11 protein-coding genes and 1 pseudogene are annotated in these 16,393 nt (G+C 69.0%); 7 read left to right on the top strand and 5 right to left on the bottom strand.

Annotated features, from left to right (window positions below; translation table 11 throughout):
- Positions 1-44: 44 nt before the first annotated feature.
- Together AOM46_RS29740 and AOM46_RS34325 are read right to left on the bottom strand one after the other, a co-directional pair.
- Complete coding sequence (locus AOM46_RS29740; RefSeq protein ID WP_234314136.1) at positions 45-1,457, bottom strand: PQQ-binding-like beta-propeller repeat protein; 1,413 nt, start codon at positions 1,455-1,457, stop codon at positions 45-47.
- 420 nt (positions 1,458-1,877) lie between these two features.
- A complete protein-coding gene (locus AOM46_RS34325) occupies positions 1,878-2,126 on the bottom strand; it encodes a hypothetical protein (RefSeq protein ID WP_062217486.1) in 249 nt (82 codons plus the stop codon).
- 229 nt (positions 2,127-2,355) lie between these two features.
- Here AOM46_RS34325 and AOM46_RS29730 point away from each other — a divergent pair, with 229 nt between their 5' ends.
- From AOM46_RS29730 to AOM46_RS29720, 3 genes are all read left to right on the top strand, one after another.
- Entirely contained in the window at positions 2,356-5,397 is a 3,042-nt protein-coding gene (locus AOM46_RS29730) for a BTAD domain-containing putative transcriptional regulator (protein WP_062217479.1), read from the top strand.
- 169 nt (positions 5,398-5,566) lie between these two features.
- Positions 5,567-8,572, top strand: a complete 3,006-nt coding sequence (locus tag AOM46_RS29725; RefSeq protein WP_062217476.1) for a BTAD domain-containing putative transcriptional regulator — start codon at positions 5,567-5,569, stop codon at positions 8,570-8,572.
- A gap of 86 nt (positions 8,573-8,658) precedes the next feature.
- A complete protein-coding gene (locus tag AOM46_RS29720) occupies positions 8,659-9,525 on the top strand; it encodes an aminoglycoside phosphotransferase family protein (RefSeq protein ID WP_078857333.1) in 867 nt (288 codons plus the stop codon).
- Between the two features lie 417 nt (positions 9,526-9,942).
- Here the strand turns inward: AOM46_RS29720 and AOM46_RS29715 are convergent, their stop codons facing one another.
- Positions 9,943-10,956, bottom strand: a complete 1,014-nt coding sequence (locus AOM46_RS29715) for a YafY family protein (RefSeq protein ID WP_062217933.1) — start codon at positions 10,954-10,956, stop codon at positions 9,943-9,945.
- Positions 10,957-11,171: 215 nt separating this feature from the next.
- Here AOM46_RS29715 and AOM46_RS29710 point away from each other — a divergent pair, with 215 nt between their 5' ends.
- Both AOM46_RS29710 and AOM46_RS29705 read left to right on the top strand, forming a co-directional pair.
- The gene (locus AOM46_RS29710; RefSeq protein ID WP_199824089.1) at positions 11,172-12,434 is read left to right on the top strand and encodes an FAD-binding oxidoreductase; all 1,263 of its coding nucleotides are present in this window, start codon (positions 11,172-11,174) and stop codon (positions 12,432-12,434) included.
- A 113-nt stretch (positions 12,435-12,547) separates the two neighbouring features.
- Entirely contained in the window at positions 12,548-12,991 is a 444-nt protein-coding gene (locus tag AOM46_RS29705; RefSeq protein WP_158920772.1) for a hypothetical protein, read from the top strand.
- 731 nt (positions 12,992-13,722) lie between these two features.
- On the opposite strand, the gene AOM46_RS29700 is transcribed toward AOM46_RS29705, so the two are convergent.
- Positions 13,723-14,019, bottom strand: coding sequence for a hypothetical protein (locus tag AOM46_RS29700; protein WP_234314121.1), 297 nt, complete (start codon positions 14,017-14,019; stop codon positions 13,723-13,725).
- Between the two features lie 532 nt (positions 14,020-14,551).
- Here AOM46_RS29700 and AOM46_RS29695 point away from each other — a divergent pair.
- Complete coding sequence (locus AOM46_RS29695) at positions 14,552-14,956, top strand: hypothetical protein (protein WP_062217469.1); 405 nt, start codon at positions 14,552-14,554, stop codon at positions 14,954-14,956.
- On the opposite strand, the pseudogene AOM46_RS35705 reads toward AOM46_RS29695, so the two are convergent.
- A pseudogene (locus AOM46_RS35705) lies at positions 14,921-15,573 on the bottom strand (IS5 family transposase); the annotation flags it as partial. The gene AOM46_RS29695 and the pseudogene AOM46_RS35705 overlap by 36 nt on opposite strands.
- 188 nt (positions 15,574-15,761) lie before the next feature.
- Here AOM46_RS35705 and AOM46_RS29685 point away from each other — a divergent pair.
- Positions 15,762-16,393: IS701 family transposase (locus tag AOM46_RS29685; RefSeq protein ID WP_234314131.1), on the top strand; the 632-nt coding region annotated here is incomplete at its 3' end.

The raw sequence follows: 16,393 nt of genomic DNA, 5'->3' as shown, positions 1-16,393 counted from the left end.
ACCGGTCGGGAGCGGGGCGGCGGCCCGTCGTCGTTGCGCCGCCGCTACGCGGAGCCCTCGCCCTCCTCCTCCGGCGCCCACCCCTCCGGCAGCGCGCCCTCCACCCCGTACACCGCGACGTCGTACTCAAGCGAGTAGTCCGGCGGACTCAGCACCAGCTGCCCGTCGACGACCGCCACATATCCGCGTCCCGACAGATAGATGTCGTCGGTCTTGAAGAGCGGCTCCACCGTCTGCCCGTCCGGCGAGATCCGCACCACCCGCCCCAGGTCCCTGCCGAACCCCGCCTGGTGGACGAGAACCCCGCCCTCGTCCGCGCCCAGGACCATCACCCGGGAGAAGTCCTCGGCCTGGAAGGACCACACCACCTGACCCGTGGTCGCGTTCAACGCCGTCACGATCGGGTCCCCGAACATCGTCGTCGGCGACGCGTACAGCAGATCACCGTGGAACACCATGCCGCCGCAGTTGTCCACCGCGCTGTAGGGAACGTTGTCGCCCCGGCACACCTCCTGGATGTAGGCGGAAGTGTCGTCCTCCTCCAACCCGGTCACCTCGATCGGCACCTGCCCGGTCAGCTGGCCCTGGTCGTCGACGAACGCCAACTCCAGCTCGCCACCGAACTCCTGGTCCCGCAGCGTCACCACCACCGGCGAGGTGCTGTTGATCTTCGACAGCCACCGGCCCTCCGGAAGGTCCAGACTCCACACCGTGTCCCCGGTGTCCGGATCGATCCGCTGCAACTGGAAGGACGGCGGGGTGAGCGTTGCGTTGGCCGCGTCGGTCACCGTGGCGCAGGTACGCCTGCGCAGCAGCGCCTCGCCACCGGCGACCGCGTCCACCGCGCACAGCTCGTCCCCGGTGGCGATCTCCTGCCCCTGGGCGAAGTCCGTGCGGGCCAGGCCCTGGTTGAGCGAGTCGTACATGGCGCCACCCGCGGAGATCACCTCCCCGTCCTCGACGCGGTGCACGCTCCAACCGCCGCCCGTCTGCACCGCGTACGACGAGCCGGCCATCGCGATCTCCAGGCCCATCGAGGTCTCCGACGGCTCCAACGGCCGACTCCAGCCCGTCTCGCCCGTCGTCAGATCGACCAACGTGATGTTCTGACCACAGTTGGACTCCCCATGGCCGATGACGATCAGGCCCTCGGCCGTGGCGGTCGTCGGGACGCACACATGGTCGGGCGCCAGATCGAGGGTCCACCCCACGGACCCGTCCGCCAGGGCATACGAGGTGAAGACGCTGTCGCTCGCCTTGACCACGGTGTCGCCCACCACCCAGAAGCCCTTCGGCTTGTCGCCGTCCTCCACACCCTCCTCGTTCACCGCCCACAACCGGCCACCGGGCGTGGCGGGATCGACCGCGAGCGGCCGCTGACCGGAGTTCCCGTCCTCCGAGTCGAAGTACAACCAGGCGCCGCCGGCCAACGCGAGCACCAGCACCACGGCGAGCACGCCCAGCAACCCCGACCGGCCCTTCCGCCGACGCCCACCCGGACCCGCCGGACCCGCCGGCCCACCCGGACCGGGGTACGGACCCGGCCCGCCCTGGCCCGGATACGGCGCCTGCCCCGGATACGGCGGCTGGCCCGGAGGGGGCGCCTGCCCCCCGTACGGCCCCGGCATCGGCTGCTGGTACGGCGCGCCGCCGGGCGGCGGAGGCCCCTGCGGAAGACCCTGCGGAGGCCCTTGCGGGGGCCCCTGTGGAGGTACGGGCGGATAAGAGTCCCCGGGCTGCCCGGGCTGCGGATAGAAACCGCCTGACATGATCGCTTCCAGAGGTGAGACGACCCCCAAAGGGGCCGAGAAGGACAAGGACACAGCGAGGGACGGCGCCGGAAAGGACGAGCGCGCCGCCCCCTCAACACACCGCCCCTAACGCACCGCCTCGGCGATGCTCCGCACCGGATCGGAGCCCGCCGCACCGGGAGCCGCGACACTCCCCGCCCCCACCCCCTGGCCGGCACCGACCACGAGCGGCGCGCCCGGCCCCTCCGCCGCGCCGTCCCCCGTCCCGTCGTCCGACTCCGGCGAACCGCCGTCCGAACGGCCCGCCACGCCCAGCACCACCGCGACCCCGCACGCCACCGCCATCCGAAGATGCCACTTCAACTGCACTGTCATCACTGCCGATTCCGTCTCTCGTCGCTCAGCCGGGCCGGTACCCCCGTTGAATCACCGGCCCGGCACCCCCGTGAGACACACCGCGCCGGACCACCGGCGCCGGCGATGTCACCATCAGCAAGAATGTGGGCGACGCTTTCATCCCGCTTTCATGGCGAGCAAAGCGACGCGACGGCGCCGACACCACCCGCGACCACCACGGGCGCCCTGGGGGAGGAGACACAACAGCATGCGATTCCTGGTGCTCGGACCAGTACAGGTCCAACGGGACGGCGACCCCCCGGAGCCGGTCACCGGCCGGCTGCGACGCACCCTGCTCGGCGTCCTGCTCGCCCGGGCCAACCAACCCGTCCCCGCCGACCACCTGACCCAGACCCTCTGGGGCGACCAACCCGGCGAACGCGCCGGACAGCGACTCCACCTCCATGTCCACCGCCTGCGCGCCGCACTCGACGCCCCCGAGCGACTGGCCCTCGACACCGACGGCTACCGCCTCCGCGTACATCCCCAGGAAATCGACGCCCAACACTTCGAAGACCTCGCCACCCGGGGACAGGAACTCCTCCACGACCACCCCGACCAGGCCGCCACCACCCTGACCCAGGCCCTCGCCCTGTGGCGCGGAACCCCCTTCACCGACCTGGACGTTCCCCAACTGGCGGACTGGGCACAGCGCCTCACCGAACGCCGGATCACCGCCCAGGAGACCCTGTACGAGGCCCGCATTACCTGTGGACAGGAGACCGCGGTCATCGCCGAACTCACCGCCCTGGTCCGCGAACACCCCCTGCGTGAACGACTCCACGGCCTGCTGATGATCGCCCTGCACCGCTCCGGGCGGCAGAGCGACGCCCTCGCCGCCTACCGCGAAGCACGCGAACGACTCGTCGACGAGCTGGGCCTCGAACCCGGCCCGGAACTCCGCGACCTCGAACAGCGCGTCCTCACCGGCGACCCCATCGAACTCGGCGGCCGACCCACCTACCACCCCGAGATACCCGCCCAACTCCCCACCAACGTCAGCGGATTCGTCGGACGCGACGCCGAACTCGCCGAACTCGACCAGGTGCTGCTGCACGACAGCACACCCCAGGGCCCCGTCGTCGTATCCGCCGTGACCGGCACCGCCGGCGTCGGCAAGACCGCCCTCGCGGTCCGCTGGGCCCACCGCGCCCGCGACCACTTCCCCGACGGCCAGCTCTATGTCGACCTCCACGGCTACGGCCCCGACCAGCCCCTGACCCCCGGCGACGCACTGGCCGGATTCCTCCGCGCACTGGGCGCCGAGGGCGCCGGCATCCCCCAGGAGACCGCCGAACGAGCCGCCCGGTTCCGCACCCTCGTCGACGGCCGACGCATGCTGATCGTCCTCGACAACGCCCACAGCACCGAACAGGTACGCCCCCTGCTCCCCGGCAGCCCCACCTGCCGCGCCCTCATCACCAGCCGAGACGCCCTCGCCGGCCTCGTCGCACGCGAAGGCGCCCACCGCCTCGGCCTCGACCGACTACCACCGGCCGAAGCCCGCGCACTGATGACGGACATGCTCGGCACCCGCGCCCACGCCGAGCCCCAAGCCACCGACGCCCTGATCCAACGGTGCGTCCGACTGCCCCTCGCCCTGCGGATCACCGCCGAACTCGCCCGCTCCCAACCCACCCGCACCATCACCGACCTGGTCGACGAGCTGACCGACCAACAAGAAGCGCTCGACGTCCTCGACATCGACGGCGACCCCCACACCGCCGTGCGCGCCGTCTTCTCCTGGTCCTACCAACGCCTCACCCCCGACGCCGCCCGCGTCTTCCGCCTCCTCGGCCTCCACCCGGGCCACGACATCGACCCCCACACCGTCGCCGCCCTCACCGGCCTCGCCCTCCACCCCACCCGACGCGCCCTCACCACCCTGCTGCGCGCCCACCTCACCGACCAGACATCCGCCAGCCGCTACCAACCCCACGACCTGCTCCGCGCCTACGCCGCCGAACTCGCCACCACCACCGACGGCACCACCGACCGCGCGGCGGCCCTCACCCGCCTGCGCGGCTACTACCTCGCCACCGCCGCCCTCGCCATGGACGCCGTCGCCCCCTACGAGTCCGCCAGACGCCCCACCGTCCCCGGCTGGCCCGGCGAAGCCCCACCCCTCACCTCACACGACCACGCCCTGCGCTGGCTCGACACCGAACGCGCCAACCTGGTCGAAGCCACCCGACACGGCGACCCCGCATTCGTCACCACCCTCTCGGAAACCCTCTGGCGCTACTTCGACGTCGGCGGCTACTACGACGAGGCCACCACCGTCCACACCCGCGCCCTCCAGGCGGCACAGGCCACCGGCGACACCCTCGCCGAGGCCGACGCGCGACGCCACCTGGGCATGATCCTGGACCGCTCGGGACAGAGCCCCGAAGCGGCGATCGACCACCTCCAACAGGCCGTGACCCTCTACGAACACCTCGGCAACCGCCCCCTGCTCGGCGCCGCCCTCCTCAACCTCGGCAACGTCCACCTCTCCCGAGGGGACAACGTCCAGGCCCACCGCCACTACGAGGCGACCCTCGAACTCAGCGACGGCGACTGGGCACTTCGCCGCGCCGCCCTGATCAGCCTCGGCGGAACACTCCGCCAACTCGACCGCCACGAGACGGCGATCAGCCACCTCACCGAAGCCCTCGCCCTGTGCCGCGAGCACGACGAGAAGCCCAGCCAGGCCAACATCCTCAGCGGCCTGGCCTACAGCTACGTCGCCACCGGAGACATCGACCAGGCGTTCGAGCACGCGCGCCAGGGCCTCGACCTCGCCCGCGCGACCGGCTACCGCCTCATCGAGGCACACTGCCTCAGCACTCTCGGCCTCCTGCACCTGCGACGCGACAACCTCGAAGAAGCCCTCGACCGGCACCGGGAAGCCGTCACCCTCGCACGCACCCTCGGAGATTCCGGACTCACCGTGACCATGCTCACCGCCCAGGCCGCCGCCCAGGCCGAAGCCGGACTCCCCGACGCCGCGCTCCACAGCTACCACGACGCCATGACCATCGCCACCGAAGCCGACCAACGCGAGAAGCAGGCCCGCCTCCACGAAGGTCTCGCCCAACTCCACGCCGACCATGGCGACCTCCCGACCGCCCACCACCACTGGCACCAGGCCCTCACCCGCTACGAAGCCCTCGGCCTCCCCCGAGCCACCCGCGTCCGATCCCGCCTCACCTCCCACACCACCCCCGACCGGATCGACCGCGGCGAACAGAACCCTTCCCCCAGCTAGGGCCTGTCTCCCGGCCGACCCCCACCCCCCGCTTAGGGTGAACCGAGACCGTCACCACCCGAGGAACGGGTGGCGAGCATCGGGCGCGGTGTCTGTTCCTCCCGGGGGGACCATGGGATTTCGGGTGTTGGGAACGATCGCCGTCTGTTGGGACGGTGTCCCACGGACCGTGTCGGGACGGCTCCGGCGGGCCCTGCTGGGCACGCTGTTGGCGCGCCCGAACGAGGCGGTCCCCACGACCGTCCTCACGGACGCCCTCTGGGGCGGGCACTCGGAGGAACGCGCCGGGCAACGGCTGCATCTGCATGTCCACCGGCTGCGCGCGTTGCTCGACGTCCCCGACCGGCTGACCCGGGTACCCGACGGGTACCGACTCCGTGTGGCCGACGAGGAAATCGACGCCAACCGGTTCGAAGTACTCACCGACACCGGACACCGCCTCGTCACCCGCGATCCCGAGCGTGCGGTGAGCACCCTGCGCGAAGCCCTCGCGCTCTGGCACGGGACCCCGTTCAGCGATATCGACGTGCCCCTCCTCGACGACTGGAGGCAACGCCTGATCGAGCGCCGCCTCGCCGCACACGAAGCGCTCCACACCGCCCACCTCGCCTGCGGCCAGCACGCCACCGCCATCTCCGAACTCAGCACCCTGGTACGCGAACACCCCTTACGCGAACGCTTCCACGCCCTGCTCATGACCGCACTCCACCGGGCCGGCCGGCAGAGCGACGCCCTCGCCGCCTACCACGCCGCCAGGGAACACCTCACCACCGAACTCGGCGCGGAACCCGGCGCCGAACTCCGTGACCTGGAACGACGCATCCTGACCGGCGAACCCGTCCGCCCCGACGAGCCGGCCCCGCACCGGGCACCCGTCCGACCGGGCGACGATCTCCTCCGGTTCGCCGCCGGTGGACGGACCCATGAGCCGACCCCCGCCCAACTCCCCGCCACCACCGGCGGATTCGTCGGCCGCGACGACGAGTTCCACGCCCTGGGGCGACTGTTGAGCGACCACACCGCCACCCCCGGCACCTCCGCCGTCCTGGCCGTCACGGGTACCGCCGGCGTCGGGAAAACCGCACTGGTGGTCCGCTGGGCCCACCAGATCAGGAAACACTTCCCGGACGGACAGCTCTACCTCGACCTGCGCGGCTACGGCCCCGACCACCCCGTGCCCCCCGCGGACGCCCTCGCGGCGTTCCTCCGCGCCCTCGGTCTGGAGGGCGGGGCCATACCCCAGGACGTGGCGGAACGCGCCGCCCGCTTCCGCACCCTGACGGCCCAACGGCGGATGCTCCTGATGCTGGACAACGCCAGGGACGCCGAACAGATACGCCCCCTGCTCCCCGGCAACACCCACTGTCTCACCGTCGTCACCAGCAGGGACTCCCTCGCCGGCCTCGTCGCACGCGAAGGCGCCCACCGCCTCTCCCTGGACCGCCTGCCCACGGCCGACGCCCGGACACTCATGAACGACATGCTCGGCGAGCGCGCCCGAAACGAGCCCCGAGCGACGGACACCCTCATCGAACGATGCGCGCGCCTCCCTCTCGCCCTGCGCATCACCGCCGAGGTCGCACGCTCCCAACCCACCCGGAACATCGCCGACCTCGCCACCGAACTCACCGACCAACAGGAAGCACTCGACCTCCTCGACATCGACGGCGACCCCCACACCGCCGTGCGCGCCGTCTTCTCCTGGTCCTACGAACAACTCACCCCCGACGCCGCACGCGCGTTCCGCCTCCTGGGCCTCCACCCCTCCCACGACACCGACCTCCACGCCATCGCCGCCCTCGCCGGCACCTCACTGCGCCACACCCGCCACGCCCTGCGCGAACTCCTGCGCGCCCACCTCACCGACAGCACCACCCACCAGCGCTACCAACTCCACGACCTGCTCCGCGCCTACGCCGCCGAACTCGCCACCACCACCGACAACGCCCCCGACCGCCAGGCCGCACTGACCCGGCTCAGGCACTACTACCTCGCCACCGCGTCGGCGGCGATGGACACCATCGCCCCCTTCGAAACCGACAAACGCCCCAAAGTGTCCGCATGGGCGGGTCAGGCCCCGCAACTCACCTCACCCCACCACGCCCTCCGATGGCTGGACGCCGAACGCGGCAACCTCGTGGAAACCACCAGGGACGGCGACCCGACCCACACCATCGCCATGTCCGAAACCGTGCGGCGCTACCTCGACGTCGGGGGATACCACGACGAGGCCATCACCCTCCACACCCGCGCCCTCCACGCGGCCGAGACCACCCGGGACGCCGCGGCCGAAGCCCATGTGCGCCGCTATCTGGCCATGGCCATGGACCGAGCCGGCAGAACCCTCCACACCGCGGTCGACCACCTCCAGCGCGCCCTGGACACCTACCAGCGTCTGGGCCAACCGGCGGGACAGAGCGCCGCGTTGATCAACCTCGGCAATGTGCACACCTCCCGTGGCCACCACTTCCAAGCCATCAGCTACTACGAACAGGGCCTGCGACTCGGCGTCGACGACTGGGCCCTGCGCCGCGCGGCACTGATCAACCTCGGACAGGTCCAACGCTTCCTCGGCCGGTACGAGATCTCCCTGGTCCACCTCGAAGCCGGCCTCGCCCTGTGCCGCGAACACGGCGACCGGATCAACGAGGCCAACTCCCTGTGCCACCTGGCCGAAACCCTCACCCGCCTCGGGCAGGACGAGCGGGCGACCGACCACATCCGCCCGGCGCTGACCCTCGCCCGCGCCACCGGCTCCCGCCTCATCGAATCCCAGTGCCTGCGCATCCTCGGCCTCCTCCACCAGCGACGCGGCGATCTGGACGGGGCCCTGCGCCACCACGACGAGGCCGCCGCCATCGCCCGCTCGGTCGACAACCGGGGCATCCTCGTCACGGTGCTGAACGACCTCGCGGCCACCCAGGCCGCCGCAGGACGCCCCGACGAGGCACTGCGCTCCTACGACGAGGCACTGACGGCGGCCGTCGAAGGCCGCCACCAGGAAAAACAAGCCCGCGCCCACACCGGCATCGCCGAACTCCTCCACCAGCAGGGCGAGCACGAGAAGGCCCAACACCACTGGCGACAAGCCCTCCGCGCCTACGAAACCCTCGGCCTCCCCCAAGCCGGCCACATAAAATCCCGCCTCGACCACGACCCCACCCCGACGCAGTAGAACGCCGTCACCCCCAACGGCGTCGGTGCGTTGTTGCTGGTGGAAATGGGGGTGACGGTGGGTGGCCGGTGTGTCAGGTTCGGGGTATGGAGATTTCCGATGTCATGCGTGCGAAGGCGGCTGTGATCTCGCTGGCTGCCTCGCTCGGTTTGCCGGTCAACGACGCCATCGTGTTGCACAATTCAAACAAACTGGCCCTACGCCTGACTCCCGCTGACGTCTTTGCCCGGGTCGCTCCCGTCGGGCAGGAAGTCGCGCGGTTCGAGGTCGATGTCGCTCAGCGGCTCGCGGAGGTTGGTAGCCCGGTATGTTCTCTGGAGCCTCGGGTGGAGCCGGACGTCTACCTGTGTGACGGTTTTGTTGTGACGTTGTGGGTGTATCACGAGCCCGTGTCGGGGGTTCTTCGGTCGGCTGATTACGCCACCGCTCTGCACCAACTGCACGCCGGTATGCGTCAGGTCGATCTGCCCAGCCCGCGGTTCACCGACCGCGTCACTCAGGCGCAGGAGGTTGTCGCCCGCCCGGACCGTTCACCGGAACTCGCTGAGACCGATCGTGTGTTTCTTGCTGCGACTTTGGCGGGTTTGCGACACATGATCGAGGAACGCGGCGCCGCCGAGCAGTTGCTTCATGGTGAGCCGCATCCGGGTAATGTTCTCAACACGGGTGAGGGTCCGCTTTTCATTGATTTTGAGACGTGTTGTCGTGGTCCGGTGGAGTTTGATCTCGCGCATGTGCCTGAGGCGGTTTGTGCGTACTATCCGAATATCGACCAAGATCTGCTGGAGGACTGTCGGCACCTCGTCCTCGCGGTGGTCGCGGCATGGCGCTGGGAACTCGATGACGAGTTCCCCCACAGGGATTTCTTTAGGGTTGCGTTTCTGCGTGTCTTGCGTGAGGGTCCTCCGTGGCCGACGCTCGATGTCGTGAATGCCCGTTTGACTGCCTCCTAGGTGCCAGGCTCCTGCCTGCCGGTTGTTGGTTGTTGGTGGTGTGTCAGGAGGGGTCTATGTGTCTTCTGGGTGTCGCTTCGTGTGGGGGATTCTTGTTTTGGTGGGGGCGTTATGTCGCTGGTTTGGCTGTGTGTGTCCGCGGTCGTGGGCTTTGTGGTGGTCAGGGGGAGGTGCGATTGCGTCGTGGCCGGGCTGCGTGTCCGGGGTGCTTCGGTGAGGTCGGCTCGGGTCGGTAGGTCGGCGGGTGCTATGGCGTTGTCATCGCCGGTGGTGTTCTTGGGGATGCTGTTTGTGAGCGGGATGATAGGGCCGCTCCCGCTCTGTCTCTGCTGCCCCGTGACCGTGTCTTGCTGAGGGGCCCCACTGCTTGTACCACCCTCACCGCCCCGCGCTGCCCTTACTGTTCCTTACGGTCTTTCACTGCTGTTGTGTTTGTGTTTTTGGTGGATGTTCGGGGAGTTTTCGGGTGTAGGTTTTTGCTACTCGTTCTGCTGTCCGCTTCAGCTCCCGTACCGCCTCCGGCGGCTTGACGACCTCCACGTCCGTGCCGAATTGGAGTAGTTGACGTACGGCCGGTGGTACCGGGTAGACCATCTCCAGTCTTGTCCATATCTCTCCTTTCGTGTCTGGTGGTTCGTCTTCCAGGCGTCGTAGGATGTGTGCGGCGGTGATTCGTTGCACCATGTCGAGTCGGGAGTGTCGTACTCGTATCACTATTCGGATGCCCGAGGTGCGGTCTTCTACCTTTTGGCGTAGGTCTTCCCATGCTTGGGTCAGTTCCACGCCGGTGCGTCGTTGTACCGGTTCGGCGGTGACCGTGGTTTGCCTTATCCGGTCGGCGCGCAATAGGCGGGGTTTGCCTTTCTGGTCGGCGATCAGGTACCAGGTTCCGGCTTTGGATACCAGACCGTAGGGGTCGATCGTGTAGCGGGTGTATGTGGTGTGGCCGCTGTGTCGGTAGTCGACTTGTAGACGGCGATCGGTGAGGACGGCGGTGTGGAGGGACTCCATGTCCGTTTCCTCCTGTGGTCCGGCCAGCCAGCGGTCGGGGGCGATCAGTATCCGGCGGCTGGTCAGTTCGGCGGCGGGTCGGTGCGCGGAGGGCAACGCGTTCATCATCTTCCGCAGCGCGGAGGCCAGTGCCCGGTCCAGGCCCAGATCGGAATGGGCGCTCTGGCCCACGAGCACGAACAGGGCGCGCGCTTCGTCGGTGGTCAGGCCGGTCATGTCCGTGCGGAACCCGGGGAGTAGTCGGATGCCGCCGTACCTGCCGCGTTCCGCGTAGACGGGGATGCCGGCGGCGGACAACGCCTCCACGTCCCGGTAGACCGTGCGCACCGAAACCTCCGGCCGCTGGGCGAGTTCGGAGGCCGGGACCAGGTCTCGCTGCTGCAACAGCAGCAGTGTGGAGAGCAGTCGGTCGAACTTCACCTGTCGAGTCTGCCCCATTCCTGTCGGCGGGTGTCAGGTTTGAGGTTCATGATCGGGCCTGGCCGGATGAACCGAACGTAAGGATCCGCTTGTGAGGCACGCCCTGATTCAGCAGCTCATCGCCGAGGTCGAGGGGCCTGTGCTGCTTCCCGACGACGAGGGTTACGACGCCGAGCGCACCGGGTTCAACCTGGCGCTGCGGCACCGCCCCCGATGTGGTCGTCGGCGCCGCCCGCACCGCCGATGTGCGGGCGGCGGTCCGTTTCGCGGTGGACAACGGGCTTCCGGTCGGTGTCCAGGCCGCCGGGCACGGCTGCTCCGCTCCCGCCGAGGGCGGCGTCCTGATCACGACGGGACGGATGTCCGGGGTGGTGGTCGACCCTCGGCGGCGTACCGTCACCGTCGAGGCGGGCGTGCGGTTCGAGCAGGTGATCCCCGCGGCGGCACAGCACGGCCTGGCGCCCCTGGGCGGCTCGGCACCGCACGTGGGCGTCGTCGGCTACGTCCTGGGCGGCGGCGTGGGCTTGCTGGTGCGCACCTACGGCTATGCCGCCGACCGGGTTTGTTCCCTTGAGGTGGTGACTGCCGACGGCAGCCTCCTGCGGGTCACTCCCGATACCGAACCCGACCTGTACTGGGCGCTGTTGGGTGGCCGCGACAACTTCGGCATCGTGACCCGGCTGGAGATGGGCCTGGTCCCGGTGGAACGGCTGTATGGCGGCGGTCTCTTCTTCGATGCCCGGGCCACGCCCGACCTGTTGTCGGCCTATATTCGCTGGACCCGGGACCTGCCCGAGGAGATGAACTCCTCGGTGGCGCTCATCCCCTTCCCCGAGGATCCCGAGGTGCCCGGGGTGCTGCGTGGGCGTCACGTCTATCACCTGCGTGTCGCCTATACGGGCAACGCCCGGGAGGCGACACGTCTCCTGGAGCCACTGCGCGCCATGGCCGGCCCGCCACTGATCGAGGCACTGCACGACATGCCGTACACGCAGAGTGCCTCCATCCACGACGAGCCGTCCGTCGCGGTCCCCTTTGTGCGGGAGGTCGCCCTCTTCCGCGAGTTCGACCAGGACACGATCGACACTGTCCTGGAACACGCCGGTCCGCAGTCGCCCCTGCCGATCGTGGTGGAAGTGCGCCATCTGGGTGGCGCGCTCGCGACACCGCCACGCCACCCCAACGCGGTGGGCCACCGGGACGCCACATACCTGTTGTCCGTGGTCGTTCTGTTGTTCGGTGTCACCGAGGACGACACCCGCAGGGTGTTCGGGAAACTCTTCGACGCCCTGCGGCCATGGTCGATCGGTACCAGTCTCAACTTCATGGGCCACGGGCGGAACGCGGGCGGCATGCGACTGCGCGCCGCCTACACACCCGCCGATCTGGAACGCCTGGCCGCGCTCAAGGCCGCCCACGACCCGAGCAACCTTTTCCGCCTCAACTACAACATCCCGCCCGCGGTCGGCCGGGAGTAGAGACCGGGCCGCGCCCCCCGGGTTGTCCTGTTCCGGTGTGGTTTCCCTCGGGGTACACCGGGACAGGCCCCTCTTTCTGTCCTGAACTGCCGCTATGTCTGCTGGAGTTATGGATGAGCAACCCTGCCACCGTAGTGGCCCCTGGGCTGCCGGAGTCGGCGGGCCCGACGCTGCGCGCGTTGCGGCGTGTACTGGTGCTGGACGCGGCCGGGATGGTTGTTGTCGGTGTCGGTTACCTGGCTGCCGCCGTACCGTTGAGTGATCTGTTCGGCGTCTCCGTCACCGTGGTCGCGGTGGTGGGTGGCGGCATGCTGGTCGCCGGGATCGGGATCGGCGTGGTGGCCCGCCGTACGCGGCTGACGACAGCGGCGGTACGCGGCGTCATCGGCGCCGGTGTCGCCTGGATCGTGTTGACCTTGCTCACACTGGCCGCGGGTTGGTTGAACCTGACCACGACCGGTTTGGTGTGGACCTGGCTGCAGACCGTCCCGGTGGCGCTCTTCGCCACCTGGCAGGCCTTCACCCTACGCACCCACCTGCGCGCCACCGCCCCCTGACGCCGGGCCGGCACGCCTGGAACGTGCCCCGGGGTTGTCGGACCGGGCTGTTGGACCGTCTGGCGGGGGGTTGTCGGACGACCCGGCCGCACGACGCGGGCCATACGGGCGGGTGTGTGCGGGGTGGGTCCACGGTCAACAGGGGCCTGTACGTGTCGAGATGGGCCCGATCAACGTCCTGGGCGTGACTGCCGTCCGTTCACGCGGTGCTGGAATCCGGCTGCAGCCGCCTTGATCGGCCCGCCGGTTCCGTTCGTTCCGCCGCGTCGTCAAGAGCCTGGCCGACATGGTGATGTCGGTGGGCGTCTTCCGCGGCCGGTGGTAGGACGACCGGACCTCTGCCCTGGACGGGTAGCAGGCTCTTCCTCGGTGAACGTGGGGGCGAGGGCCGCACCGATGCCTGGAGGCTCTGGGAGGAGATCGTCCCGTTCGGCTACCTGGGCGGCTGCGGGGGTCGTCGACGTCTCCATGTCTCCATCGGGAAGTGGCGCACTTTACCCCGCCCGGTCACGGTATGACGCCTGGTATGCCGGGCGGTGATCCGACGGGTTCTCGGCCGGCCGGAGACCTTTACCGGGGTCGAACAACTCCGGCTGGAGACCGTGCCGGCCGGGTGTCCTGAACGTGCCGCCTTCACCTGGGCCCGGGCCGAACAACCAGCCAAGGTCGTCTGACGGTTGTTCTTCAACCCGCCGCCCTTCGCGGGTGGCGGGGCGCCGACCAGCCGATTGTCACTGGTCGGAGGCGCTGTTCTGCTCCAAGCCATCCATGAACTGCTCGTGCACCCTCAGCTCACGCCCTCTGCCCGGGCTCGTCAGAACGATGGTCTTCGCCTCCGCGAGCGACGTCGGACCCGCCCCCAGCAGTTCACGCGTGATCACCGCCGCGTCAAGAACCTCGACCCGCCGCTCACGCAGCAGCCGCTGCGCGGCAACCATCCCGTCGTTCCTTGCCAACAGCGGCCGGCACTCGTCGACGAGCGTTTCAAGGCGGGCCGTCCTCTCCGGGCTCAGCCCTCTGATCGCCATCGCGCTGTTCCTTCCCTCGCGGATCCGAACCCCCCGATCATCCCGGACGCTCGAACATCAGACTGCCTTCATTTCTCGTGAACATCAGCGAGCCGGTGGATCACCAACTGCCTCCCGGACTGCTGAACAAACGCTGCCCGCTTGAAGTGAACGAAGCCAGCCGTTGTTCATGTCTCCGAAGCGGATCACCGCTGATGCCTTTTGGATCGCTGTTTTCGCCGCAACCCGCACTGCGTTTCCTCGCCTTGCCAGGGTTTCGGGCGTGTTGGTGGTGGGGTCGAGGGTGTCGGGATGGTTGTGTCCGGGTGTGTGTGGTCGGTGGTGATCTGGGCGGGGAGATGCGCGGCTTCGGCGTGGTGCCCGGGCCTCGCTGAGTTGCCGGGCGTGCTGGTGGCGGGACCATAGGGTGTCCGGGGTGGTCAGGCCCGTGCACCCGCTCTTTCTCGGGGGCGATCTGGGCTAGGAACTTTTAACGGAATGATTCTTTGGGGTCAGCTGCACGGTGTGAGGTGCTGTCGGGCAGCATGGGGTGATGGACTTCGAACAGCCGCTGCCACGCGAGGTGAAGGTCATCGATTCGGCCTCGTTGTTCCGGCTGGAGGAGCGGGCGGGTGACCTCGGTCTGAGCCAGCGGCCGGACCCTGCGTGGGTGCGGGCGAACGCGGCCCCCGACGGCACCCACTATCTGTGGCCGGCCCTGTGGCACACCCTGTCCCACCGCCCGGACGTTCCCTGCCACGTGCGGTGGGAACTGCTGATCACTCTGCGTACGGGAGACCGCGTGGTGAGCTTGCTGGACATGCTTCCCGACGACTTCACCCCGCTGCCGAAGGTGACCTCACGCGAAGAGGGGATGCAGGTCAGACGGCTCCTTGACCGAGCTCCTTCGGTTCGGGAATGGCTACTGCGAGAGAACGAGGGACCGGGTCGGCTGTGACAGGCGCAGCCAGCAGATGAGCGGGCGTCCCAGGACGAGGAAGGCTTCGTGGATGTCGCCGGATCTCCCAGCGGATCCGCTGGCGGCGCAACCAGCGCAGATGGGCGAAAGCGCGCTCAACAGCCCAACACGACCCGACGTCGAGCGCCCAGTCCGGAGCCGTGCTCGGTGCCGCGTCGCGCGACCAGCGGTTTCACTCCCAGCGCCCAGACCGGGCGGCGGTACTTGTCGTGGCCGTACCCGCGGTCGGCAAGGACGACATCAGGACGCCGCCGCGGACGGCCGAGCTTGCCCCGCACGGGCGGCACTGCTTCCAAGAGCGGGATGAGCCGAGTGACATCGTTGCGGTTCCCACCGGTCAGCGTGGCGGCGAGTGGGATGCCGGTGGCATCGGTGATCAAGTGCTGCGCGCCGCCCGCCCTGCCCCGATCAACGAGGCGTCATCCCGTCTTGGGGCCCCTATTCAACGCCCGGATGTGGAAGCCGCCGACCGCAGACCGGGAGAAGTCCACCAGGTTCGCCCCGCGCAGTTCGGCCAGTTCGGCCAGAAGGACCTCGTGGAGCCGGGGCCAGACGCCGGCCTCGGCCCACGCGACCAGGCGGCGCCAGCACGTCATGTGACGAATCCGTTAGTGATCACTAAATGGATGACGTGCTGGCCTGGGGATCTAGTACTCCAGTTGCAGTTCGCTATCGCTGCTGGTCAGGAGCCTGTTTCTGAGTGTAGCGGTGTAACGGGCCGTTATCTTCAGCGGGTTCGTGACTTCGGGTGTGGCGGGCCGTTGTGCTGGTCGTGCAGGATGATGTGCAGCCCGATGTCTGGTTGTCGGAGCTGGAAGAAGTGCTCGTGCGGGTCGGCCACCGGTTCAGCCGGGTCGATCTGCGGCGGCGGATGCGCGCCTACGTGCGGGGCCTGCTCGGCCAGGTGGGCCGGAAGAACGGCTGGCAGCTGGCCGAGTACGCAGGTCACAGCACGCCGGCTGGGTTGCAGCACTTACTCGGCCGGGCGTGCTGGGATCCTGACGAGTTACGGGATGACCTGCAGGAATACGTTGCTGAGAGGCTCGGGGATCGGGCTGGCGTGCTGATCGTCGATGACACGGGCTTCATCAAGAAGGGCACCACGTCGGCTGGGGTGCAGCGGCAGTACTCCGGCACGGCCGGCCGCACGGAGAACTGCCAGATCGGCGTGTTCGCCGCCTACGCAACCAGCAAGGGGCGGGCACTGGTCGACCGGGAGCTGTATCTGCCGAAGTCCTGGACACAGGATGCGGACCGCTGCACCGCGGCGAAGATCCCCCACGAGCGGGAGTTCGCCACCAAGGGCGATCTCGCCAAGGTGATAGTGGCCCGCGCCCTGGCCTCACCCCTGCCGATCGCCTGGGTGACCGCGGATTCCGCCTACGGCCAGGAGTGGCGCTTTCGCCGCATGCTGGA

Source organism: Streptomyces sp. NBRC 109706 (genome assembly GCF_000974485.1).
In the GTDB taxonomy this organism is placed as follows: Bacteria; Actinomycetota; Actinomycetes; order Streptomycetales; family Streptomycetaceae; genus Streptomyces.
The sequence above is the reverse complement of the archived record's forward strand: the minus strand, read 5'-3'. Positions and strand labels throughout refer to the sequence as shown.

Bases quoted from the DNA above. Each gene is read 5' to 3' on its own strand.
- AOM46_RS34325 (WP_062217486.1), bottom strand. From the start codon at position 2,126: ATGACAGTGCAGTTGAAGTGGCATCTTCGGATGGCGGTGGCGTGCGGG.
- AOM46_RS29730 (WP_062217479.1), top strand. From the start codon at position 2,356: ATGCGATTCCTGGTGCTCGGACCAGTACAGGTCCAACGGGACGGCGAC.
- AOM46_RS29720 (WP_078857333.1), top strand. From the start codon at position 8,659: ATGGAGATTTCCGATGTCATGCGTGCGAAGGCGGCTGTGATCTCGCTG.
- AOM46_RS29705 (WP_158920772.1), top strand. From the start codon at position 12,548: ATGAGCAACCCTGCCACCGTAGTGGCCCCTGGGCTGCCGGAGTCGGCG.
- AOM46_RS29700 (WP_234314121.1), bottom strand. From the start codon at position 14,019: ATGGCGATCAGAGGGCTGAGCCCGGAGAGGACGGCCCGCCTTGAAACG.
- AOM46_RS29695 (WP_062217469.1), top strand. From the start codon at position 14,552: ATGGACTTCGAACAGCCGCTGCCACGCGAGGTGAAGGTCATCGATTCG.